We start from the raw sequence: 19,786 nt of genomic DNA, 5'->3' as shown, positions 1-19,786 counted from the left end.
GAGGGGTATGGTCATCGCGAACTACCAGACACTTGAACGGATCTGCGTGACAGCGGGCTCCGACCTCTACCGTGCCCACCGCTTGACCGATGGGACGCCGGTGCTGCTGAAGCGCCTTCCTGAACACGCCGACGCAGCCCAATCCGCTCGCATGAAGAGCGAATACCGGCTCCTTCAAATGTTGAATGTCGCTGGCATTGCCAAACCGCTCGCGCTGATCGATGAGCGCGACGGCCTCGCGCTGGTGCTGGAAGACTTCGCGGGCGTGTCCCTGGAAACCATTCTGGATAGTGAGCCGCGACTGGATCCGGGCGTTTGCTTGCGGATCGGCCTCCAGCTGGCCAATATGTTGGCCGGTCTTGCTGGCGCTCAGGTCATTCATCGCGATATCCGGCCGTCCAATATTCTGGTCATGCCAGATTCCGGCCACGTTCTGCTGGTCGATTGCAGTCTGGCGACGACTCACGAACACAATGCCGTCTCGGCAGAGGACGTTGTGGTGGCTGAGTGGGCTTACGTGTCGCCCGAGCAAACTGGCCGCATGAATCGTCCCGTGGATTGCCGGACCGATTGCTATTCGATGGGCGTGTTGCTCTATCGCATGCTAACCGGTCAACTGCCGTTCCAGGCGAACGATCCGCTGGAATGGGCGCATTGCCATATCGCCCGTCTGCCGCCGCCGCCCAATGCGATCGTGTCGGAGGTGCCGCAACCGGTGTCAGATATCGTGATGAAGTTGCTGGCCAAACTACCGGAAGACCGCTACCAAAGCGGGTATGGACTGCGCGCCGATCTCGACCGGTGTCTCGCGCAATGGCAGGCCTCGGGCCGGATCGAGCCGTTCCCGCTCGGCACGGAGGATATCCCGGAGCGCTTCCTGGTCCCGCACAAACTGTATGGACGCGACGGGGAGCTCGAGCGGCTGCTCGGAGTCTTCGAGCGCGTGCCGGCAACTGGCCAAGCGGCGCTGGCAACCGTTTCGGGGCACTCGGGCATTGGCAAGTCGGCGCTGGTCGACGCCTTGCGAAAGCCGATTGTCGCGAGGCACGGTTACCTCATTTCAGGCAAGTTCGATCAGTACCAGCGCGATATTCCGTATGCCACCATCGCGCAGGCGTTTCGCGAACTGGTGCGGCAACTGCTGGCGGAAAGTGAGGTGCGCATCGCCGGCTGGCGGCAACAGATCCAGGCTGCGATCGGCGGCAACGGCCAGCTCATTGTCGATCTATTACCGCAGATCGAGTTGATCGTCGGACCGCAACCACCCGTTCCAGTGCTGCCGCCGAACGAGGCGCAAAACCGGTTTCGCATGGCGTTCCGCCAGTTCGTCAGCGTGTTCACGAGCGAGACACACCCGCTGGTCCTCTTCCTCGACGATCTGCAGTGGATCGATCCGGCCAGCCTGACGCTTATCGAGGACCTGATCACGCACGCGGACACACGCTATCTGCTACTGATTGGCGCGTATCGCGACAGCGAAGTCAGGGCAGCGCATCCGTTAATGACCGCCCTCGAGACGATCCGCCACGGTGGCACGCGGGTGATGGACCTTCAGCTCGCGCCGCTGTCGGTCGTGCATCTGAACCAGTTGGTGGCCGACACGCTCCATGCGCGATCTGCCGCCCTTTGCGAGCCGCTTACGCGGCTGGTCTGCGAGCGCACCGAGGGCAACCCGTTCTTCTTTATCCAGTTCCTGGATGCGCTGCATCAGGAGGGACTGCTACGGCGTGATGCGCAAGACCGTGCCTGGCACTGGGACCTCGATCAGATCAGGGCGAAGAACTTTGCCGACAATGTCGTCGAGCTGATGGTTGGCAAGTTGAGTCAACTGCCGGTTGAAGTGCAGCAAGCGCTGCGCCTGGCCGCATGCCTCGGCAACACATTCGAGCTGCGCCAGCTTGCGCTGGTCAGCGCGCGTGCGGGCCACGATGTGGAGGCCCCAGGCAACGAGGCAGAGGCCTCACCGCTGCAACGCCTGAGCCAGGCCGAGGTTGAGCAACAGCTCGCGGCGGCGGTGCGGGCTAGTTTGATCGTGCGCATCGACGGCACCGGCAAGTTCCTGCATGACCGGATCCAGCAGGCCGCTTATGCGCTGATTCCCGACGCGGAGCGTGCCCGTGTCCACCTGCACATCGGCCGCGTGCTGCTGGCGAACCTGCCGGCAGACGAACTCGCCGAGCACGTGTTCGATGTCGCGAATCAGTTCAATCGGGGCGCCACCCTGCTCATCGAGCGTGATGAGAAAGTGCAGGTGGCGGCGCTCGACCTGCGGGCCGGGCGCCGGGCCAAGTCCTCGGCGGCGTATGCGTCGGCGTGCGTATATCTGGCGGCAGGCATGGGCTTGCTCGACGACAGCGACTGGGCCAGCCACTATGACCTGATGTTCAGCCTGCGGCTCGAACGCGCGGAGTGTGAATTTCTGAGCGGACGCTTCGACCAGGCTGAGCAACTGATCGAGGCGCTGTTGCGGCGCAGTGTGTCGAAAGTCGATCAGGCGGCCATCTGCCACCTGAAGGTCCAGTTGCATATCGTCAAGTCGGAAAGCGCGCGGGCCGTCGACAGTGCGCTGACGTGCCTGCGCCTGTTCGGCATCGACCTTCCGGCCCACCCATCGCAGGAACAGGTCGAGGCCGAATACGAAACGGTCTGGCGCAACCTGGCGGGACGCCCGATCGAGAGCCTGATCGACCTGCCGCTGATGACCGATCCGGAACGGCTGGCCGCGATGCGTCTACTATCGGCGCTGGTCGACTCCGCCCACTTTACCGACCTCCAATTCTTTTGCCTGCTGTTGTGCCGCATGGTGAACATCAGCCTTCGGCACGGCGCGTGCGGCGCGTCCTCGTATGCGTACGCCCTTTTCGGCTTTAGCCTCGGACCGGTGTTTCACCGCTACCGCCTCAGTTACCGTTTCGCCAGGTTCGGCTGCGATCTCGTCGAGAAGCATCACTTTGTCGCCTACCAGGCCAAGGTGTATTTCGCAATGGGACTGGCTTCCGTCTGGACGCAGCCAATCTCGAGCGCGAACGATTCCCATCGGGCAATCGTTCGCATCGCAATCGAGACGGGGGCTCCGACATTCGCTTGCTACAGCATGCTCCATTTCGCGAGGAGCCTTCTGCTGCGGGGCGATCCGCTCGACACGGTCTGGCGCGAGTCGGAGATCGCCCAGGACTTCGTGCGCAAGGCCGGATTCCTCGAATTTGCGGACGTCATTGCGTGCAATCAACGCTTCATCGCGACCATGCAAGGCCGGACCGAAAAATTGTCCATGTTCGGCGACTCGCAGTTCGACGAGGCAGCGTTCGAGGCGCAACTGACGGACGCTCGGATGAGCGAGCTGGTCTGCGAGTACTGGGTCCTCAAACTGCGGGCGTGTTTCCTGGCGGGCGACTACTCTGTGGCCTTCGCCGCTTCCCAACGGGCCGAACCGCTGCTGTGGACCATCGTCGGCCAGATTCCGTGGATCGATTACTTTTTCGTCACCGCGCTGACGGTAGCCGCGCTCTATGAGAACGCGTCTGCCGACGAGCAGGCCGCGTGGCGCTACCTCCTCGCCAGGCACCGCGAACAACTGCGCGAATGGGCCGAGACCTATCCGCCGACGTTTGCCGACAAGCACGCCCTGGTGTTGGCCGAGATCGCCCGAATTGAAGGTAACCTCGACGCCATGCGTCTGTACGAAGAGGCGATTCAAGCGGCTCATCAGCACGGCTTCGTCCATAACGAAGGCATTGCGCATGAGCTGGCCGCGGGATTCTGTATAGCGCGCGGATGGACGACCGCCAGCCGCGCCCATCATGACGAAGCGCGCAGCTGCTTTGCTCGCTGGGGCGCGCACGGCAAGGTCAGGCAACTCGACGCGCGCATGCCGCGCTTGCGCGAAGTCTCGGGCTCACGCGCCGCCAAGTCGCCGGGCGATGGCGCCCAGCTCGATCTGCTGTCGGTCACCAAGGCCTCGCAGGCCATCTCGGGGCAGATCGTGCTGGAGGACCTGATCGACACGCTGATGCACATCCTGCTCGAAAATGCCGGCGCTCAAACCGGCCAGTTGCTGCTCGCCCGCAACGCTCGCCTGGCTCTCGCGGCCGAAGCACGCGTGGAGCAGCAGACGATTCACGTGCGGCAGCATCTGGACGAGCCGCTGCCGCACGTTTCGGCACCACCGGGATCAGGCACGGTTGAACCGGCGTTGCCGGGCTCCATCGTCAATTACGTCCAGCGCTGCCAGGAGCGGGTGCTGCTGGACGATGCGACACAACCGAATCCCTTTTCAGCAGACGAATACCTGAGCCGCTGGCAGCCGAAGTCCGTGTTGTGCCTGCCGCTCATGCGCCGTTCCACGTTGATCGGCTTACTTTATCTGGAGAACAGGCTGGTCACCCACGTGTTCACGCCTGAGCGCGTGACCGTGCTTGAACTGCTGGCCTCGCAGGCCGCGATCACCCTGGAGAATGCTCGCCTGTACCGCGAACTGGCCGAACGCGAAGCGAGGATCCGGCGTCTCGTCGACGCCAACATTGTGGGGATCTTTATTTTCCATCTCGAAGGCCGGATTCTCGAGGCCAATGACGCGTTTCTCCGGATCGTGGGATACGACCGCGAGGACCTCGTGTCGGGGCGGATGCGCTGGACGGACCTGACCCCGCCCGAATGGCTCGACCGCGACAACCAGCAAATCGCGGAGCTCAGGACGACAGGGACATTACAGCCCTTCGAGAAGGAGTACTTCAGGAAGGACGGCAGCCGCGCGCCGGTGCTGATCGGCGTGGCGATGTTCGAAGCAGGGGAGAGTGAAGGTGTCGGCTTCGTGCTCGATTTGAGCCGGCGCAAGCGGGCGGAAGCCGAAGCGCGCGAGAGCGAGCGGCGCTACCGCGAAGTGCAGATGGCGCTCGCGCACTCGAACCGGGCTGCGACAATGGGGCAGCTCACAGCCTCGATTGCCCATGAGATCAGGCAGCCGATCACCGCGGTATCAACCTATGCTTCGGCCGCCTCGCGCTGGCTGGGCGCCAGACCGGCGAACCTTGATGAGGTCAGGCAGGCGCTCGATGGCATCGTCTATGAGGCAACGCGCGCTGGCGGCATCATTAGCGGGATTCGCGATCTGGTCAGGAAAGCGCCGCCACGCAAGGACAGGGTGGACATCAACGAGGCGGTTCTCGAGGTGATCGAACTGACGCGGGGCGAAGCGGCGAAGAACGAAGTCTCGGTGCTGACAGTACTCGGGGATGCCTTGCCGCTCGTCCTGGGAGATCGCGTGCAACTGCAGCAGGTGATGCTCAACCTGATCGTCAATGCCATCGAAGCAATGGGCGCAACGGGCACGGGTCCCCGCGAGGTACTGATCAGCACGGCCGCGGATTCATCGAATGGCGTGTCTATCGCCGTGCGGGATTCTGGCCCAGGGCTACCTCCGGAGGAGATCACGCGCGTCTTCGACCCGTTCTACACGACGAAGGAAAGTGGCCTGGGCATGGGCCTGTCGATCTGCCGGTCAATCGTCGAGACGCACGGGGGGCGGTTGTGGGCTTGCACAAATGAACCACAAGGTGCCGTCTTTCAGTTCACCGTGCCTGTGGGGCGGGGCGAAGCAGGGGTAGTTCCTGCTTTGTTCAGGGGCGTAGAATAATTACATGCCAGCAGAACGCGGCTGCGTTCCGGCTTCGCGAGGTGCCCGGATGCCTACTGGAACGACCCGCCGAACGACGGCTGAACCCGCAGCAACCGAAGCTTCTGTCGTCTACATCGTCGATGATGACACGGGAATCCGGCTTTCCCTTGGCGCGCTTATGCGTTCCATAGGCTTGCGCGTCGAAGCGTTCGAATCCCCGGACGAATTTCTCCGCTGTCCTCCCGCCGCCGGGCCAAGCTGCCTCATCCTCGACGTGCGACTTCGCGGGAAGAGTGGCATGGCATTTCACGAGGAAATAGTGAATCGCGGCATGCGTATTCCCGTTGTATTCATGACCGGTCACGGAGACATCGAGATGGTCGTGAAGGCAATGAAGACGGGCGCGCAGGATTTCTTTGCCAAGCCGTTCAAAGACCAGGACATGCTCGATGCAGTGGCTCAGGCGCTGGCGCGCGACAACGAGCGGCTCGCGGCAGAAGCCGCGTTAGCCGATCTGCGCGCTTCGTACCAGTCCCTGTCACCGCGCGAGAAAGAGGTGATGGGCTTTGTGCTTTCCGGTCTGCTGAACAAACAGATTGCCTCTGAGATGAACGTCAGGGAAATCACGGTTAAGGTTCACCGTGGACAGGTCATGCGTAAAATGAGCGCGCGCTCGATGCCGGATCTGGTCCGCAAGGCCGAATCGCTGGGTATCGAGCCCTCTCTGTCCCGCGGCGCCCATCGCTGAACGCCATCGCCAGTTTTGCGCAGTCGACACCGCCCATGAAGTCCGCGTGCCCCGCTTATACCTCTGTATAAGTGAGTTACGCCAACGCGGCATCAGCCTATCCCGGCGTCCAATAGATTTGCCCTTCGGCAAAACATACTCTTCTCTCATCGAGGCAACGCTCGTCGTTACGACGCCGCAAAGCTCGCTGCCCGCCCCGAGCCAACCTCGCCCTCCGGGCTTCCCGCCAGAGCCGTTCGCGTTTTTAATTTCTTCAAGGAATCATCATGCCGGCCGTTCTGCACAACTGGATATATATCGGCAGTAACGCTTATGCGGAGTACACGTTCGTGCCGTGGCTTGGCAGGAACATCTATCGCCGTACCGTCGACCTCTCCACGATATGCATCCAGTAGCCGGAAGTCAGTCAATACCTCAATCTTCGGTTCGATTGCTGCCTCACTCTTCGCTAAAGAGAGGAATACGATGTTGACAGCTGAACGCATTTCGACTTCTGACACATTGCCAGATAGCAGTGCTTACCATGCGTTAATTGATCCCGTGCTGACCGCAGCCGATCACCCGTCATCGGATCGACCGGCCCGACCCGCTTCAGCGCCTGGAGGACAAGACCCATGGGCGTCGATGCTCGCAACCATCCATCAGCTTTCTTCCCCGCCTGACCCGATGCGAAATCCTCCGGACCCGGTCGGGCGTCAGCATGGCGGTGACAGGGCGTTTCGTCCACTCAAGACGGACGGCGCTAACGTGCGCACCTATACCGTGACGGTCGTGGAGGAGTTGTCCAATTCGCTCCTCTCCCTGTGCTGGCACGATCCGACGCTTTGCAACTACCAGGAGCAGGTTTGGTCGCGGTCTGTCTCTCGCGCGTCCGGGCATTGCGCTCTGTCTGGCAAGCGCATCGGCCGCGGCGATCCGGTCTACCGTCCCCGAGTCCGCGGACCGGTGAGGCCACTCAACGTCGACGCGATGATTCTGGCCAGCGAACTGGTCAAGGACCGCAGAAGCGCCTGAGACGCTCTGGGGTTGGTGTATATCGATTCGAACTCGTTAGTGAAGCATTGCCAGAGTGCTGGCCACCGTAGCGGTGCGCTCCACTATCTGACCGCAGGAGGTTCAGCATGAAATTAGAGTCCGCCACGTTTTCGCGACTGCGCCGTCTCGCCCCCGTCCTCGATGACGTACTCGGTGCGGGCGAGGTCGAGCATGCAGACCAGGCCTTGGGACTTGCTTCACTTGCCAAGCTATGTTCACAACTGTTTGACGCGTACCACTCGCAACACCCGGACGAGGTTGCGCAAGTGCGGCTTGACGCCCTCGAACTGCAGTAGCACCCGGTGTCGCTTTCGCAGTCGGCCCGGGCACTCTCGATGAAGCAATTCATCGGATGAAATCTATATCAAATTGATATCGGAAGAATGCCAAACAGATATTTTTATTCTAGAAGCGGCGCTTCTACGATAAAACCATCAGTTACGGCATTCGCGTCCACGCGCCAAGGAAGATTTCCATGAACACCCTCACCGCTACCAGACCATCCACGCTGTCGCACCTGCGGTCGTTAGGGGATGTGAGCAGCAACATAAACATGAGAACCGTCGCCTTGGTCGCTTTTCCCGGTGTCCAGTCGCGGGACGTTTGCGGGCCGCTCGATGTCTTCTCGGAAGCCAACCGCTTCCTGTTGGCGGACTCGCACTATCGGGTGGAAGTCGTGGGTCAGGAGCATGGGCCGCTACGATGTTCAAACGGAATGATCATCTCCGCCGACAGGCATTTCAGTAACACGCACGAAGCATACGACCTGGTGCTTGTGGCCGGCGGCCCCGGACTGGATCGTCGGGAATTCACCGACGAGTTCTACGCGTGGCTTAAACGCGCAAGCCGGCAGGCGCGACGCTTCGGCTCGATCTGCAGTGGCGCCTTCATTCTGGCGCGCGCCGGCTTGCTGGATCAACGAATGGTCACGACTCACGGGAGCTATGCCGACGAGCTGGCGGCATTGTGCCCGACCGCACGTGTCGAAGTCGACCGGCCTTTTGTTGAGGACGGCAACCTCTATACATCGGCCGGCGTAACGGCAGCAGTCGATCTCTCCCTTAACCTGCTGAAACTGGACAAAGGCGGTGAAGTCGCGTTGAAAGTTGCCGAGCGGCTCTCCGCATTCATGCAACGCGTGGGTGGGAAATCCCAATCGGGTTCGCGTTTTACGCCATGTGGGGAAGGCAGCCCATGGGTTGCGCGAGTCCAACAATACGTACTGTCGAATCTTACCGGTGACCTGTCAGTCAAGGTTCTCGCGCGCGTAGCGAACATGAGCATTCGTACATTCGCCCGCGCATTCGTACGGGACGCGAGAATTTCGCCTGCCGAATATGTCGTGGGGGCCCGCCTGGACGCAGCCCGCGTAATGCTGCAGGACACCGTAATTCCGCTGAAAACCATTGCGTATGAGTGTGGTTTTGGGAGTGCCGATCGCATGCGATGCGTCTTCCAAAGATCCATGGGGGTCTCGCCTAAACAGTATCGCCAGTCGCGTCCTGCAGGTTTCCATGGATTGGAAACTTTAAAAAATCACTTCTTTCAACCACATGTCCAGGAATACTGATGTGAACGCGCCATGATCGGCGCGCCATCGAGAATTTTCTCTGCGAGCAGTGCGGCAGATTCCATTGCCTGCTTGGCAGGATTGAGCGGCCTGCGGCTGTTGTTCAACGCCGGACGCTAACCAATACTTAACTTCATCGACGCCCCAATGAATACCCGGCCAGGCAGGAGCTTCAAATGAAACACGTCATATTTCGGTCGCACCAGGAAATCTTCGAGCTCGCGGTCGCGCACCTGAATTCGCAACGCCGCTCGGCGTTACTTCCGCGCGGAGGAGGGGCATATCGCGGTTCGTGCGGCGGGTGTCCGATTGGCAGCTTCATTGCACCGCGCGACTACACCACCGCAATGGAAGGCGTGCCGGTGCGGTTTATCGGCAAATTGGCCAATGAGATTCCCGCGGGGATGGACGCTGGAGTTGTGGCGCTTAGAAAGGCACTCCGCCGGGCACGCATCGACGTTGACGACCCGCGCACGGTGCGACTGCTGAGTTGCCTGCAAAACGTACATGACGCCTTTGGCGTATGGGAATGGAACGATCGGCTGCACTCGATTGCGCGCGAGTTCGATATTGCAACGCAAGATGCCTTGCCAGCTATCAGTGAAGTCAGCATGAGTTTTTGACAAGGGGAGCGAGCCGTGACGTCGTGTGCGGCTCATTCCTACGCGCCGTGGTCGGGGGGGTACGCGGCGCTCAGCCGAGTATTTCCGGTTTTGCCAACCACTCACGGCCCTTGAGCATCGCGCGCCAATAGAGCGGAGGCAACACGCGCTCCTTCAGTAGCCACGCCAGCCGCGACGGGCGCTTACCGTTGATCAGCCAGGCCGGAAATGACGGTGCAACTTTGCCCCCATACAGAAACTCCGCGAGCACGATCTTGCCGCGTGCGACCGTGAGCGGGCACGAGCCGTAGCCATCGTAAGAGGCTTGCCCGCGTGCCATTCCGAGACTCGCGAGCACGTTGTGGGCGACGACAGGGGCCTGCTTGCGCAGAGCCGCTGCGGTCTTTGCATTCGGCGCATTGATCACGTCGCCTAGTGCGAAGACGTCGGCGAACTTCTTGTGGCGTAACGTGTTCTGATCGACGTCGACCCAGCCAGCCTGATCAGCGAGGGGGCTCACACGGATGAAGTCGGGCGCCTTTTGCGGTGGGACGACGTGGATCATCTCGAAGTCACGGGTGACCGACTCGACCGTGCCATCCGGAAGCACACGGCGAAATGTGGCTACCTTGCCGGGACCATCGATCGCGGTGAGGTTATAACCGAAATTGAGTCCAATGCCGTAGCGTTCGACGTACTCCATCAACGCCGGGACATAGTCGGCAACGCCAAACAGGACGGCGCCCGGGTTGAACATCTGAACCTGGATGTCTTGCAGCAGGCCTGAGCGCTCCCAGTAGTCCGAAGACAGGTACATGGCCTTTTGCGGCGCGCCAGCGCATTTGATCGGCATCGGCGGCTGCGTGAAAATCGCCCGTCCGCGCTTCATTTCCTGTACCAGTTGCCACGTATATGGTGCGAGATCGTAGCGGTAGTTGGACGTCACGCCATTGCGCCCGAGCGTTTCCGCGAGACCGTCAATCGCCCCCCAATCGAGCTTGAGCCCTGGGCACACGATCAGTTTCCGATAATGGATGACACGGCAGTCCGCAAGAACCACAGCGTGATTGTCGGGGTCGAAAGTGGCGGCGCTTGCCTTGATCCAGTGAACCTTGTGCGGCAGGACGGCCGCCATCGCGCGCGCAGTCGTCTCCGGTCTGAATATGCCCCCGCCTACCATCGTCCAGCCAGGTTGGTAGTAATGCGTGTCAGCGGGGTCGATTACCGCGATGTCGAGTCGCTCGTTGCGCGCGAGGAGACTGGACGCTGCGGCGATGCCTGCGGCACCGGCGCCGACGATGACGATGTCGTGGCGCGCCGCCGCAGTGTGTACTCTGAATGCCATGTGTTTCTCCATTAATCCTGATGTCCCGATGCAACGGCTCAAACGGCGTTCAGCGGAATCTTGATGTACGAGATGCCGTTTTCCTCGGCTTGGGGCAACTGCCCGGCTCGCATGTTGACCTGCACCGATGGCAGGATCAGTTGAGGCATGTCGAGCATGGCGTCGCGCGCCGTGCGCATGGCGACGAAGCTCGATTCGCTGGTGCCATCGCGAACATGAATGTTGCGCTCGCGCTGCTCGGCGACCGTGCTGATGAATTGCAATTCGCGCCCGCCGGGCTGGTAGTCGTGACACATATAGAGCTTCGTTTCGGGGGGCAGGCTCAGCACTTTGCTGATCGAGCGAAAGAGCACCTGGGCGTCGCCGCCGGGGAAGTCGCAGCGCGCGGTACCGTAGTCGGGCATGAACAGCGTGTCGCCCACAAAGGCCGCCGTGTCCCGGCTGTCGCTCACCACATAGGTCATGCATGCGGGCGTGTGGCCCGGCGTATGTATCGCGCGACCCCTCAGTCTGCCGATTTCGAACTCGTCACCATCGGCGAGCAGCCGGTCGAATTGCTTGCCGTCGCGTTTGAAATCGAGCCCGGCGTTGAAGAGCTTGCCGAAAACCTCCTGTACGCGGATCACCTGAGCGCCGATTGCGATCTGGCCGCCGACTCTTTCCTTCAGATAAGGCGCGGCCGAAAGGTGATCGGCATGCACGTGCGTCTCGAGCAGCCAGCTTACGTTCACGCCCAGTTCGCGAACGCGCGCAACAAGCTTGTCTGCGCTGGCCGTACAGGTGCGCCCGGACTTCGAATCGAAGTCCAGCACGCTGTCGATCAACGCGCACTCGCGCGTGTCGGGATCCAGCAGCAAATAGCTGATCGTGGACGTCGTCGGATCGAAAAAGCCCTCGATAACCATTGGGCTTGCAGTGTTCATTGTTGGCTCCTTGATGCAGATGAAATGGATGGGATGGGCCCTCTTATGCAAGCCCTATGCCATTTCCCTCTGCACTCGCCGACGTCTTGCAACCGCCTGATTCGAAAGATATTTCCTGTCCTCGCGGGAGGTGACTGAGGGCGGCTCGTGCGGTGGCGCTACTGACACCGCCAGATTGGCAGTCCCATGGCAGTGCCGTGGCAGTGTCGTGGCAGCGTTGGCAGAGGCACGTTATAGTGGAAGCCTCTTTCGGATGTGGTCGCGTATGAAGTCGCACCTCCCCAACGTCGGGTTGGACTCTTTGCCGACGGACTCTGCTGACGAACCGGTGCCAGACGTTGGCGCTCTCGTTGCATACCTTGAGCACGACCCTCAGCCCATGATCGTGCTCGACCCGCAATACAAGATCCTTGCGGCCAATACCGCGTACCAGCGCCAGTTCGGTGTCGCCGGCGAACCGTATATCGGTCACAAGTGCTATCAGATCTCGCATCACTACGATGTTCCCTGTGACCAGGCCGGGGAGCACTGTCCGATGAAGCGCGCACTGGAGAAGGGCGGCCCGGATCGCGTGCTTCACATTCACCACACGCCGCGCGGCCCCGAGCACGTCGATGTCGAACTGCGTCCGATATTCGGTCCCTCGCGTGCAGTCATTGCTTACGTCGAGCGACTGGTGACGGTTCGCAGTGCGTCGGCCCAACCGAGCGCAGAGGGGCTGGTCGGCCGATCCGCCGCTTTCAATGAAGCGATCTCCGCGCTACAGCGCGTTGCACCGTCAAAGTTGCCGGTGCTGCTGCTAGGCGAATCCGGGACGGGCAAGGAACTCTTTGCAACTGCTCTGCACGAGGGAAGCCCGCGCGCCCAGAGTCCGTTTGTCGTCGTCGATTGCTCCGGCGTTGCGGAGTCGTTGTTCGAGAGCGAGTTCTTCGGCTACGAGAAGGGCGCGTTTACTGGTGCCACGACGAGAAAGCCTGGGCTTGTCGAGACCGCGCAGGGCGGCACACTGTTTCTGGATGAAATCGGTGACGTGCCGCTTTCGATGCAGGTGAAGCTGCTGCGCCTCATCGAGACAGGCATGTTTCGCCGTGTAGGCGGCACCGAGACCTTGCACTCCGACTTCCGTCTTGTTGCGGCCACGCACAAGCCTTTGCTCGAAATGACGGGTGATGGACGTTTCCGGCAGGACCTGTACTACAGGATCAGTGCGTTTCCAATCCAGCTGCCGCCATTGCGCGAGCGGCGTGGCGACATTGCGCTTCTCGTCGATTCGATTCTCCGGCGCATCGGCAAGGCAGGCGGCTCAGACGGCCGCGCGCCGGGCCACAAGCTGATGGCCAGCCGCGAGGCGCTTGCAAAACTCGAAGCTTATACATGGCCGGGCAATATTCGTGAATTGCGCAACGTGCTCGAACGCGCATGTCTGCTTTCCGATGGCGGTGTGATTCGCCCCGAGCATTTGCCGGAAAACATAGCGGAAGGCACGACGGAACGTTCAGTTGTGGTCGAGCGGTCCTCGCCGACGCATGCATCGTCCCTAGTGTCGGACGACGAACTGGTGAACTTCGTGAAAGCGTTTCCCGGCACGCGCAAAGCACTCGCATCGCATCTCGGATGGAGCGAACGGAAGCTCTACCGTCGGCTGAGAGAACTTGGTCTAAGTTAGTCGGCAGGCACTGCTTCTGCTTGGGAATGGATGCCTCCCACCTGCGTATGACCCTCCCGTAACGGACTCCCCAACCTCGTCGGCAGGACCCGAACACGGGCTTCCTGCGTGCGTCGAGGTATCCATTCGTATAACCGCACTATGTCCACGTAGAACTGCCGTGGCCGTTCGTACAATAGTTTTCGGGGAGTCGTCCGTTTATCTTGATCCCATGGAGTTAGCGATTTCATTGGGGTGTCAGCCATGGCAAAGCTCGAAAAGTGGCACAACCGGCCGCTGCAGGTCCGTGTGTTGGATCGCTGCGATGAATGCGGCAAGTTGAAGGAAGACGTTCGGAAGCACGTGAACCTTTGGCCGAATATTACCGCCGTCTGCTGTGCGGAGTGTTTCGCCGAAATGACCTCAGAATGCATCGGATTTGCACTCTTCAAGTAGCCAGTGGAGACCGCAATGAGGTGGAGTACATCAATGCGACGGACCACACGGCGACGGTAACGGTGGAGAATATGTACCTGATGAAGTTCCTGTCCCGGGGCATGAGGTTGATGATGAACATTAGATACCCCCGCTTCACTATCATCGAATTGGGGGTCCTCGTCGTCTCCATCATCATCGCGGCGGCAATACAGATGTGAGTGACCCGCCGGTGGTCTCATCAATACCCTGTCTGAAATCTGGAATACGTCCATGTGTGCTGACGCCATGAGCGGCGTTCGTGCACCGTTTTTCGCGGAAAATCGGGAAGATATTTATGATCGGCTTACGTTTGATTTCTGTTGCGGTTCTCTTTGGTGTCGCGGGTATCTGTCACGCGCAATCCACAGAGAAGGTTCAAGATACTGGCGTCGATGCGCATCCACCGTCCATCGCGACGTGTGTCGCATGTCACGGTGCAATGGGCGCAGGAACGGTAAGCGGCGGCCCGCGGCTTGCGGGGATGAATCCCGACTATCTTGCGCATGCACTCGCAATGTTCAAGGCAGGCACGCGCGCGAGCGGCGTCATGCAGACGGTCGCTCGCGACCTCTCCGATAGCGATATAGACAATCTGGCGATGTTCTTTTCACAGCAGAATCCACCGCTTGCCGCGGGAGTCGCTTCACCGTCGCAGAGCCTGGTGGTCGCCGGAAAGCAACTCGCTGAGACGGGTGCTGGACCCGGCGTCCCGGCCTGCTTCAGCTGTCACGCGGCGGGTGGCAAAGGCAACGGCGCGCGCTTTCCAACCATCGCCGGCGAGCCGGCGGCGTTTGTCGTCGCCCGGTTGCACGAATTTCAATCGCGCGCGAAGGGGAAAACGCCGCCGCCAGGATCGATGACGGCGGTTGCGGCGATGCTGAACGACACGCAGATTGAAGAGGCCGCGGCTTACCTTTCGGTAACCAGACCTTGATAGGCGACGCAGACGGACCCTCCGAAACGATCCCGGCAGCCCATTGCTTCTGGCGCTTGGGACGCCGAACGGAACGGCAGAATATCCTGCGCGTTTGGCAGAATTCAGCGCGTTGTACCAGTTGTGGGAAACCGGGTGGTTGCCCAATACTGATTCTCATGGACACACCGCCGGTCACACGCTGATCAAATGTATCGCACTCCGTAGTGTGTGTCTTACGAACAAGCAAGTGGACGGATGTCTACATCACGCACAGATAGAGGGATTTTCATGAAAAAGCTGACTACCGTTTTTGGCGCGCCCGTTGTCGATAACCAGAACATTCGTACCGCCGGTCCACGTGGTCCTGCATTGCTTGAAGACGTGTGGTTTCTGGAGAAACTGGCCCACTTCGACCGTGAAGTGATTCCTGAACGTCGCATGCACGCGAAAGGCTCCGGCGCATTCGGCACCTTCACCGTCACGCAAGACATTACAAAATACACGCGCGCCGCGATTTTTTCCGAGGTCGGCAAGAAGACCGAGATGTTCGCGCGCTTTTCCACCGTTGCCGGTGAACGCGGCGCGGCGGACGCCGAACGGGACATCCGCGGCTTCGCGTTGAAGTTTTACACTGAAGAAGGTAACTGGGACATGGTCGGCAACAATACGCCGGTGTTTTTCCTGCGCGATCCGCTCAAATTTCCCGACCTGAACCATGCAATCAAACGCGATCCGCGCACCGGCTTGCGCAGCGCGGAGAGCAACTGGGACTTCTGGACGCAACTGCCGGAAGCGCTGCATCAAGTTACGATTGTCATGAGCGATCGCGGCATTCCGAAAACGTTCCGTCATATGCACGGATTTGGCAGCCACACCTTCAGTTTCATTAATGCCGCGCACGAACGCTTCTGGGTGAAGTTCCATTTCCGCTCGCAACAGGGAATCGAAAACCTGACGGACGCGGAGGCAGTGGCACTTGTCGGCCATGATCGCGAAACGCATCATCGCGACCTGTACGAAGCGATCGAGCGTCAGGAGTTTCCACGCTGGACGATGTACGTGCAGATCATGCCGGAGAAGGAAGCGGGTAGCTATCCGATCAATCCGTTCGACCTGACCAAGGTGTGGCCGAAGCGTGACTATCCGCTCATCGAAGTGGGTGTGGTGGAGTTGAACCGCAATGCGGACAACTTCTTTAGCGACGTGGAGCAGGCCGCTTTTGCTCCTGCCAACGTGGTGCCTGGCATCAGCTTCTCGCCCGACAAGATGCTCCAGGGCCGGCTGTTCTCGTATGGGGATGCGCAACGCTACCGCTTGAGCGTCAACTACCATCAGATTCCGGTGAATGCGCCGCGCGGTGCGAAGTACGTGCATAGCTACCATCGGGACGGTCTGATGCGGGTCAATGCCAATGCAGGGGGCGCTACGCCATATGAACCGAATACGCGGGGCGAGTGGCAGGAGCAACCTGACTTTCGCGAACCACCGCTGTCGATTGAAGGCTCGGCGGATCACTGGAACCATCGTGTCGACGACGACTATTACTCGCAGCCAGGCGCATTGTTCCGCCAGATGACGGCAGAGCAGCAGCAGACCCTGTTCGATAACACCGCGCGAGCGCTGAACGGCGTATCGAAGCCGGTCCAGCAATTGCATATCGAACACTGCACGATGGCGGACCCGGCGTACGGCGCGGGCGTGGCGAAGGCAATCGCCGCGCTGGAACAAGCGTCGGCATAGCCGTTCCGCCTTTCCAGGAGAGTGGAGGGCGACACGCTGGCAATCCAGCCGTGGGGTGCACCGCTGTGCATCTCACGCTGGTTCCCAACTGTACTCCGCAGACTGCATACCCGGGAGGGTTCGTGAGCAAGCTTACAGGTAGAAGTGCCGGCAATGCAGGAATGTTGTCGCCCAAGTACCGTGATCCCCGGACGGGGAAGACGTGGAATGGGAGAGGACGTAGCCCCCGCTGGATTCAAGGCGAGGACCGTACGCCCTTTCTCATCAAGAGCGGCGAGCGCTAGGCGACCCTGAGCGCCTGGAAAAATAATAAAACGCTATATTGTCTTAAGAAATAAATAAATTTCCAAATTGAGCTAATAGATTTATTCGACAAAACCGGGCCGTAAGCGTACGACCGTTGATAGATATTGTTCATTCGTCCGGTTGGAAAATAACATGTCCAGTTTGTTGAGATCGATTATCAATTGCAACTAGAATGAGCCTTGAGAAATGCGAAGCGTAGTCGGCTTCGTGGTTGCAGAGCGAGCCCCGGTGGCTGCTCCTGATATCGTTATAGAGGTCGTTCCCTTGTTTAATTCCCTGCTTACCTTTGCCTCGCATGGATTGCTTGCGTTTTCGTGGTTGAAAATGGTCGTCTTTACACTTGTAGTAACTCATATCACGATCATAAGCGTGACGATTTATCTACACAGACATCAAGCTCACCGCTCCCTCGAATTGCACCCGGTCGCCAGCCATTTTTTCCGCTTTTGGCTATGGACAACCACCGGCATGTTGACCGGCCAATGGATCGCTATTCATCGCAAGCATCACGCGAAGTGCGAGACCGAAGAGGACCCTCACAGTCCTCAGACGCATGGGATCCTGAAGGTACTGCTTGAAGGTGCCGAACTATATCGTGCAGAGTCGAGGAACGAAGAGACCATTCGGCGATTCAGCCATGGGGCTCCTGACGACTGGATCGAGCGGAACGTGTACACGCGTTTTCCTATCCTCGGCGTCAGCCTCATGATGGTGATTGATGTAGCGCTTTTCGGAATCGTTGGCATGAGCGTTTGGGCCGTGCAGATGTTGTGGATTCCGTTTTGGGCCGGGGGTGTCATCAACGGCCTTGCTCACTGGGCCGGTTACCGGAACTTTAACTCGACCGACGCAAGTACGAACATTTTCCCGCTAGGGATTCTGATTGGAGGTGAGGAGCTTCATAACAATCACCATACCTACGCTACCTCGGCGAAGCTCTCAAACAAATGGTACGAAGTCGACATGGGATGGATGTACATCCGCCTTTTAGCCGGGCTTCGACTTGCGACCATCAAGAAGGTGGCTCCTGTTCCTCGACTTGCGGACCGGAAATCGGTTCTCGACATTGATACTTTGCAGGCGGTGCTTGCCAATCGTTACGAAGTGATGGCCCGGTATGGCTATGCGATGCAGCAGACCTACCGTCAGGAGCTATCGAGACTGAAAGCGTCCGGATCGAAGGAACGATATCGAATGCTCAGGACGGCGCGCACGTGGTTTCATCGCGAGGAGGCTGTCCTCGATGAAAAACAGCGCGAGCGCTTGCCCGAACTGCTTGGCGAAAGTCAGAAACTCCGTACCTGCATGGAGTTGCGAAAGGATTTATCGGCTATGTGGGAGAGATCGAATGCTTCGCGTGAGCAACTCGTTGCGCAGATGCAAGATTGGTGTCATCGCGCGGAGCAGAGTGGAATTCAGGCACTGCACGATTTCGCCGGGCGCTTGCGCTGCTACGCCTGAGGGCGATTCGGTTAGCAACCCTATTGGCTCATTTTGTTAGCGTTCGGAGGAGGACTGGGTCGTGCCTAGTGGAGAAGTCCCGTTAAGGCTGTCGGATCGGACGGCAGTTGCCATCCATGAAGTGCTGGCTGGCCGAAGGGTTGGTGGTCTCAGCAAATTGTTATTTGCCGGCCCAGCCGTCGTGGCATCGATTGCCTACATGGACCCCGGCAACTTTGCCACGAACCTTCAGGCAGGTGCGCAGTACGGCTATTCTCTCCTCTGGGTTGTGCTGGTTGCCAACGTCATTGCCATGCTGTTCCAGGCGCTTTCGGCCAAACTCGGAATCGTCACCAGCCGGAATCTCGCCGAGACCTGTCGTGAGTATTTCCCCATTCCAGTGGTCTATGCGATGTGGGGCATCAGCGAAATTGCCGCCATGGCAACGGATCTCGCGGAATTCCTGGGCGGGGCGATAGGCTTGTCGCTCCTGTTCCATCTGCCGTTGATCGATGGCATGGTGGTAACGGGAGTGGTCACCTACGCAATATTACTGGCGGAAAAACAGGGGTTTCGTCCCATCGAGTTGATCATCGGAGGGCTCGTTGCGGCAATTGCACTGTGCTACGTCGTCGAGCTCTTTATGGCTCATGTGGCGTGGACTGCGGCGGCTCGCGGAACCTTCGTGCCGACGCTACGCTCAAGCCAGGCTTTGACGGTCGCGGCGGGGATTCTCGGCGCCACGGTCATGCCACATGCCATTTATCTGCACTCCGGCCTCACGCAGAATCGCGCGCCTGTCCGGACCGAGGAGGGGCGGCGTAAGCTGCTGCGATTCTCCAATCGTGAGGTGATCATTGCCCTCACGCTCGCAGGTCTCGTGAATATGGCGATGGTTGTGATGGCGTCCGCTGCCTTTCACAAGGGGCACTCCGACATTGCCGAAATCGAAACCGCTTACCATACGCTGACGCCTTTGCTCGGCGTCAGTGCTGCTGCTGTTTTCCTCGTTTCGCTGCTTGCATCCGGCGTTTCCAGCTCGGTTGTGGGAACGATGGCGGGACAAATGATCATGCAGGGCTTTGTCGGCTTTCGTATTCCGGTGTGGCTGCGTCGCATCGTGACAATGGCGCCGGCATTTGTGGTGATCGCGTTAGGCGTAAATGCCACGAATGCGCTGGTCTACAGCCAGGTCGTGTTGAGCTTCGCTCTTCCGGTGCCGATGATTGCGCTGGTGATCTTTACCCGCCGGCGCGACATCATGGGGGTGTTTGCAAACAACCGCCTGGTGAATGCCGCGGCGATTCTCGGGACCGCGATCATTCTTGTGCTCAACGTGATTCTGATTCTGCAAACCTTTGGCGTAAAAATCCCCGGGTTGCCTGGTGCCTGACCGGCGATGTCAATCGGAAACCCGATTGCGGG

General features: G+C 59.7%; 15 protein-coding genes and 1 pseudogene. 14 read left to right on the top strand and 2 right to left on the bottom strand.

Annotated features, from left to right (window positions below; genetic code table 11):
* The first annotated feature begins 7 nt into the window (after positions 1-7).
* From P3T40_RS00460 to P3T40_RS00430, 7 genes are all read left to right on the top strand, one after another.
* Positions 8-5,632, top strand: coding sequence for a trifunctional serine/threonine-protein kinase/ATP-binding protein/sensor histidine kinase (locus P3T40_RS00460; protein ID WP_429265714.1), 5,625 nt, complete (start codon positions 8-10; stop codon positions 5,630-5,632).
* A 49-nt stretch (positions 5,633-5,681) separates the two neighbouring features.
* Positions 5,682-6,362: a response regulator transcription factor gene (locus P3T40_RS00455; protein ID WP_429266112.1), complete on the top strand. Its 681-nt coding sequence runs from the start codon at positions 5,682-5,684 to the stop codon at positions 6,360-6,362.
* Between the two features lie 266 nt (positions 6,363-6,628).
* Positions 6,629-6,757, top strand: coding sequence for a hypothetical protein (locus P3T40_RS00450; protein WP_429265713.1), 129 nt, complete (start codon positions 6,629-6,631; stop codon positions 6,755-6,757).
* Positions 6,758-6,986: 229 nt separating this feature from the next.
* Complete coding sequence (locus P3T40_RS00445; protein ID WP_429265712.1) at positions 6,987-7,376, top strand: DUF3331 domain-containing protein; 390 nt, start codon at positions 6,987-6,989, stop codon at positions 7,374-7,376.
* Between the two features lie 107 nt (positions 7,377-7,483).
* Positions 7,484-7,693 (top strand): hypothetical protein, encoded by a 210-nt coding sequence (locus P3T40_RS00440; protein ID WP_429265711.1) that lies wholly within the window; start codon positions 7,484-7,486, stop codon positions 7,691-7,693.
* Between the two features lie 179 nt (positions 7,694-7,872).
* The gene (locus P3T40_RS00435; protein WP_429265710.1) at positions 7,873-8,967 is read left to right on the top strand and encodes a GlxA family transcriptional regulator; all 1,095 of its coding nucleotides are present in this window, start codon (positions 7,873-7,875) and stop codon (positions 8,965-8,967) included.
* Positions 8,968-9,143: 176 nt separating this feature from the next.
* Positions 9,144-9,590, top strand: coding sequence for a hypothetical protein (locus P3T40_RS00430; protein ID WP_429265709.1), 447 nt, complete (start codon positions 9,144-9,146; stop codon positions 9,588-9,590).
* Between the two features lie 70 nt (positions 9,591-9,660).
* Here P3T40_RS00430 and P3T40_RS00425 read toward each other — a convergent pair.
* A pseudogene (locus P3T40_RS00425) lies at positions 9,661-10,890 on the bottom strand (NAD(P)/FAD-dependent oxidoreductase); the annotation flags it as partial.
* Positions 10,891-10,952: 62 nt separating this feature from the next.
* Positions 10,953-11,837, bottom strand: coding sequence for an MBL fold metallo-hydrolase (locus P3T40_RS00420; protein WP_429265708.1), 885 nt, complete (start codon positions 11,835-11,837; stop codon positions 10,953-10,955).
* 379 nt (positions 11,838-12,216) lie between these two features.
* Between P3T40_RS00420 and P3T40_RS00415 the strand changes: the two genes are divergently transcribed.
* The 7 genes from P3T40_RS00415 to P3T40_RS00385 all read left to right on the top strand — a co-directional run bounded on the left by P3T40_RS00415 (position 12,217) and on the right by P3T40_RS00385 (position 19,754).
* Positions 12,217-13,503 (top strand): sigma-54 interaction domain-containing protein, encoded by a 1,287-nt coding sequence (locus tag P3T40_RS00415; protein WP_429265707.1) that lies wholly within the window; start codon positions 12,217-12,219, stop codon positions 13,501-13,503.
* A 308-nt stretch (positions 13,504-13,811) separates the two neighbouring features.
* Complete coding sequence (locus tag P3T40_RS00410) at positions 13,812-14,138, top strand: hypothetical protein (RefSeq protein ID WP_429265706.1); 327 nt, start codon at positions 13,812-13,814, stop codon at positions 14,136-14,138.
* A gap of 116 nt (positions 14,139-14,254) precedes the next feature.
* On the top strand, positions 14,255-14,893 hold the full coding sequence (locus tag P3T40_RS00405) for a c-type cytochrome (RefSeq protein WP_429265705.1): 639 nt from the start codon (positions 14,255-14,257) through the stop codon (positions 14,891-14,893).
* A gap of 270 nt (positions 14,894-15,163) precedes the next feature.
* Positions 15,164-16,615: a catalase gene (locus P3T40_RS00400; RefSeq protein WP_429265704.1), complete on the top strand. Its 1,452-nt coding sequence runs from the start codon at positions 15,164-15,166 to the stop codon at positions 16,613-16,615.
* 161 nt (positions 16,616-16,776) lie between these two features.
* Complete coding sequence (locus P3T40_RS00395) at positions 16,777-16,899, top strand: H-NS family nucleoid-associated regulatory protein (RefSeq protein ID WP_429266111.1); 123 nt, start codon at positions 16,777-16,779, stop codon at positions 16,897-16,899.
* A 286-nt stretch (positions 16,900-17,185) separates the two neighbouring features.
* Entirely contained in the window at positions 17,186-18,382 is a 1,197-nt protein-coding gene (locus P3T40_RS00390; protein ID WP_429266110.1) for a DesA family fatty acid desaturase, read from the top strand.
* 61 nt (positions 18,383-18,443) lie between these two features.
* Positions 18,444-19,754 carry an Nramp family divalent metal transporter gene (locus tag P3T40_RS00385; protein WP_429265703.1) on the top strand — a complete coding sequence of 437 codons (1,311 nt, stop codon included), beginning with the start codon at positions 18,444-18,446 and terminating at the stop codon, positions 19,752-19,754.
* Positions 19,755-19,786 lie beyond the last annotated feature (32 nt).

The organism is Paraburkholderia sp. EB58 (genome assembly GCF_050436665.1).
In the GTDB taxonomy this organism is placed as follows: domain Bacteria; phylum Pseudomonadota; class Gammaproteobacteria; order Burkholderiales; family Burkholderiaceae; genus Paraburkholderia.
The sequence above is the reverse complement of the archived record's forward strand: the minus strand, read 5'-3'. Positions and strand labels throughout refer to the sequence as shown.

Bases quoted from the DNA above. Each gene is read 5' to 3' on its own strand.
- P3T40_RS00450 (WP_429265713.1), top strand. From the start codon at position 6,629: ATGCCGGCCGTTCTGCACAACTGGATATATATCGGCAGTAACGCTTAT.
- P3T40_RS00420 (WP_429265708.1), bottom strand. From the start codon at position 11,837: ATGAACACTGCAAGCCCAATGGTTATCGAGGGCTTTTTCGATCCGACG.
- P3T40_RS00440 (WP_429265711.1), top strand. From the start codon at position 7,484: ATGAAATTAGAGTCCGCCACGTTTTCGCGACTGCGCCGTCTCGCCCCC.
- P3T40_RS00400 (WP_429265704.1), top strand. From the start codon at position 15,164: ATGAAAAAGCTGACTACCGTTTTTGGCGCGCCCGTTGTCGATAACCAG.
- P3T40_RS00435 (WP_429265710.1), top strand. From the start codon at position 7,873: ATGAACACCCTCACCGCTACCAGACCATCCACGCTGTCGCACCTGCGG.
- P3T40_RS00410 (WP_429265706.1), top strand. From the start codon at position 13,812: ATGCGGCAAGTTGAAGGAAGACGTTCGGAAGCACGTGAACCTTTGGCC.
- P3T40_RS00430 (WP_429265709.1), top strand. From the start codon at position 9,144: ATGAAACACGTCATATTTCGGTCGCACCAGGAAATCTTCGAGCTCGCG.
- P3T40_RS00405 (WP_429265705.1), top strand. From the start codon at position 14,255: ATGATCGGCTTACGTTTGATTTCTGTTGCGGTTCTCTTTGGTGTCGCG.
- P3T40_RS00455 (WP_429266112.1), top strand. From the start codon at position 5,682: ATGCCTACTGGAACGACCCGCCGAACGACGGCTGAACCCGCAGCAACC.
- P3T40_RS00395 (WP_429266111.1), top strand. From the start codon at position 16,777: ATGTTGTCGCCCAAGTACCGTGATCCCCGGACGGGGAAGACGTGGAAT.
- P3T40_RS00460 (WP_429265714.1), top strand. From the start codon at position 8: ATGGTCATCGCGAACTACCAGACACTTGAACGGATCTGCGTGACAGCG.
- P3T40_RS00445 (WP_429265712.1), top strand. From the start codon at position 6,987: ATGCTCGCAACCATCCATCAGCTTTCTTCCCCGCCTGACCCGATGCGA.
- P3T40_RS00415 (WP_429265707.1), top strand. From the start codon at position 12,217: ATGATCGTGCTCGACCCGCAATACAAGATCCTTGCGGCCAATACCGCG.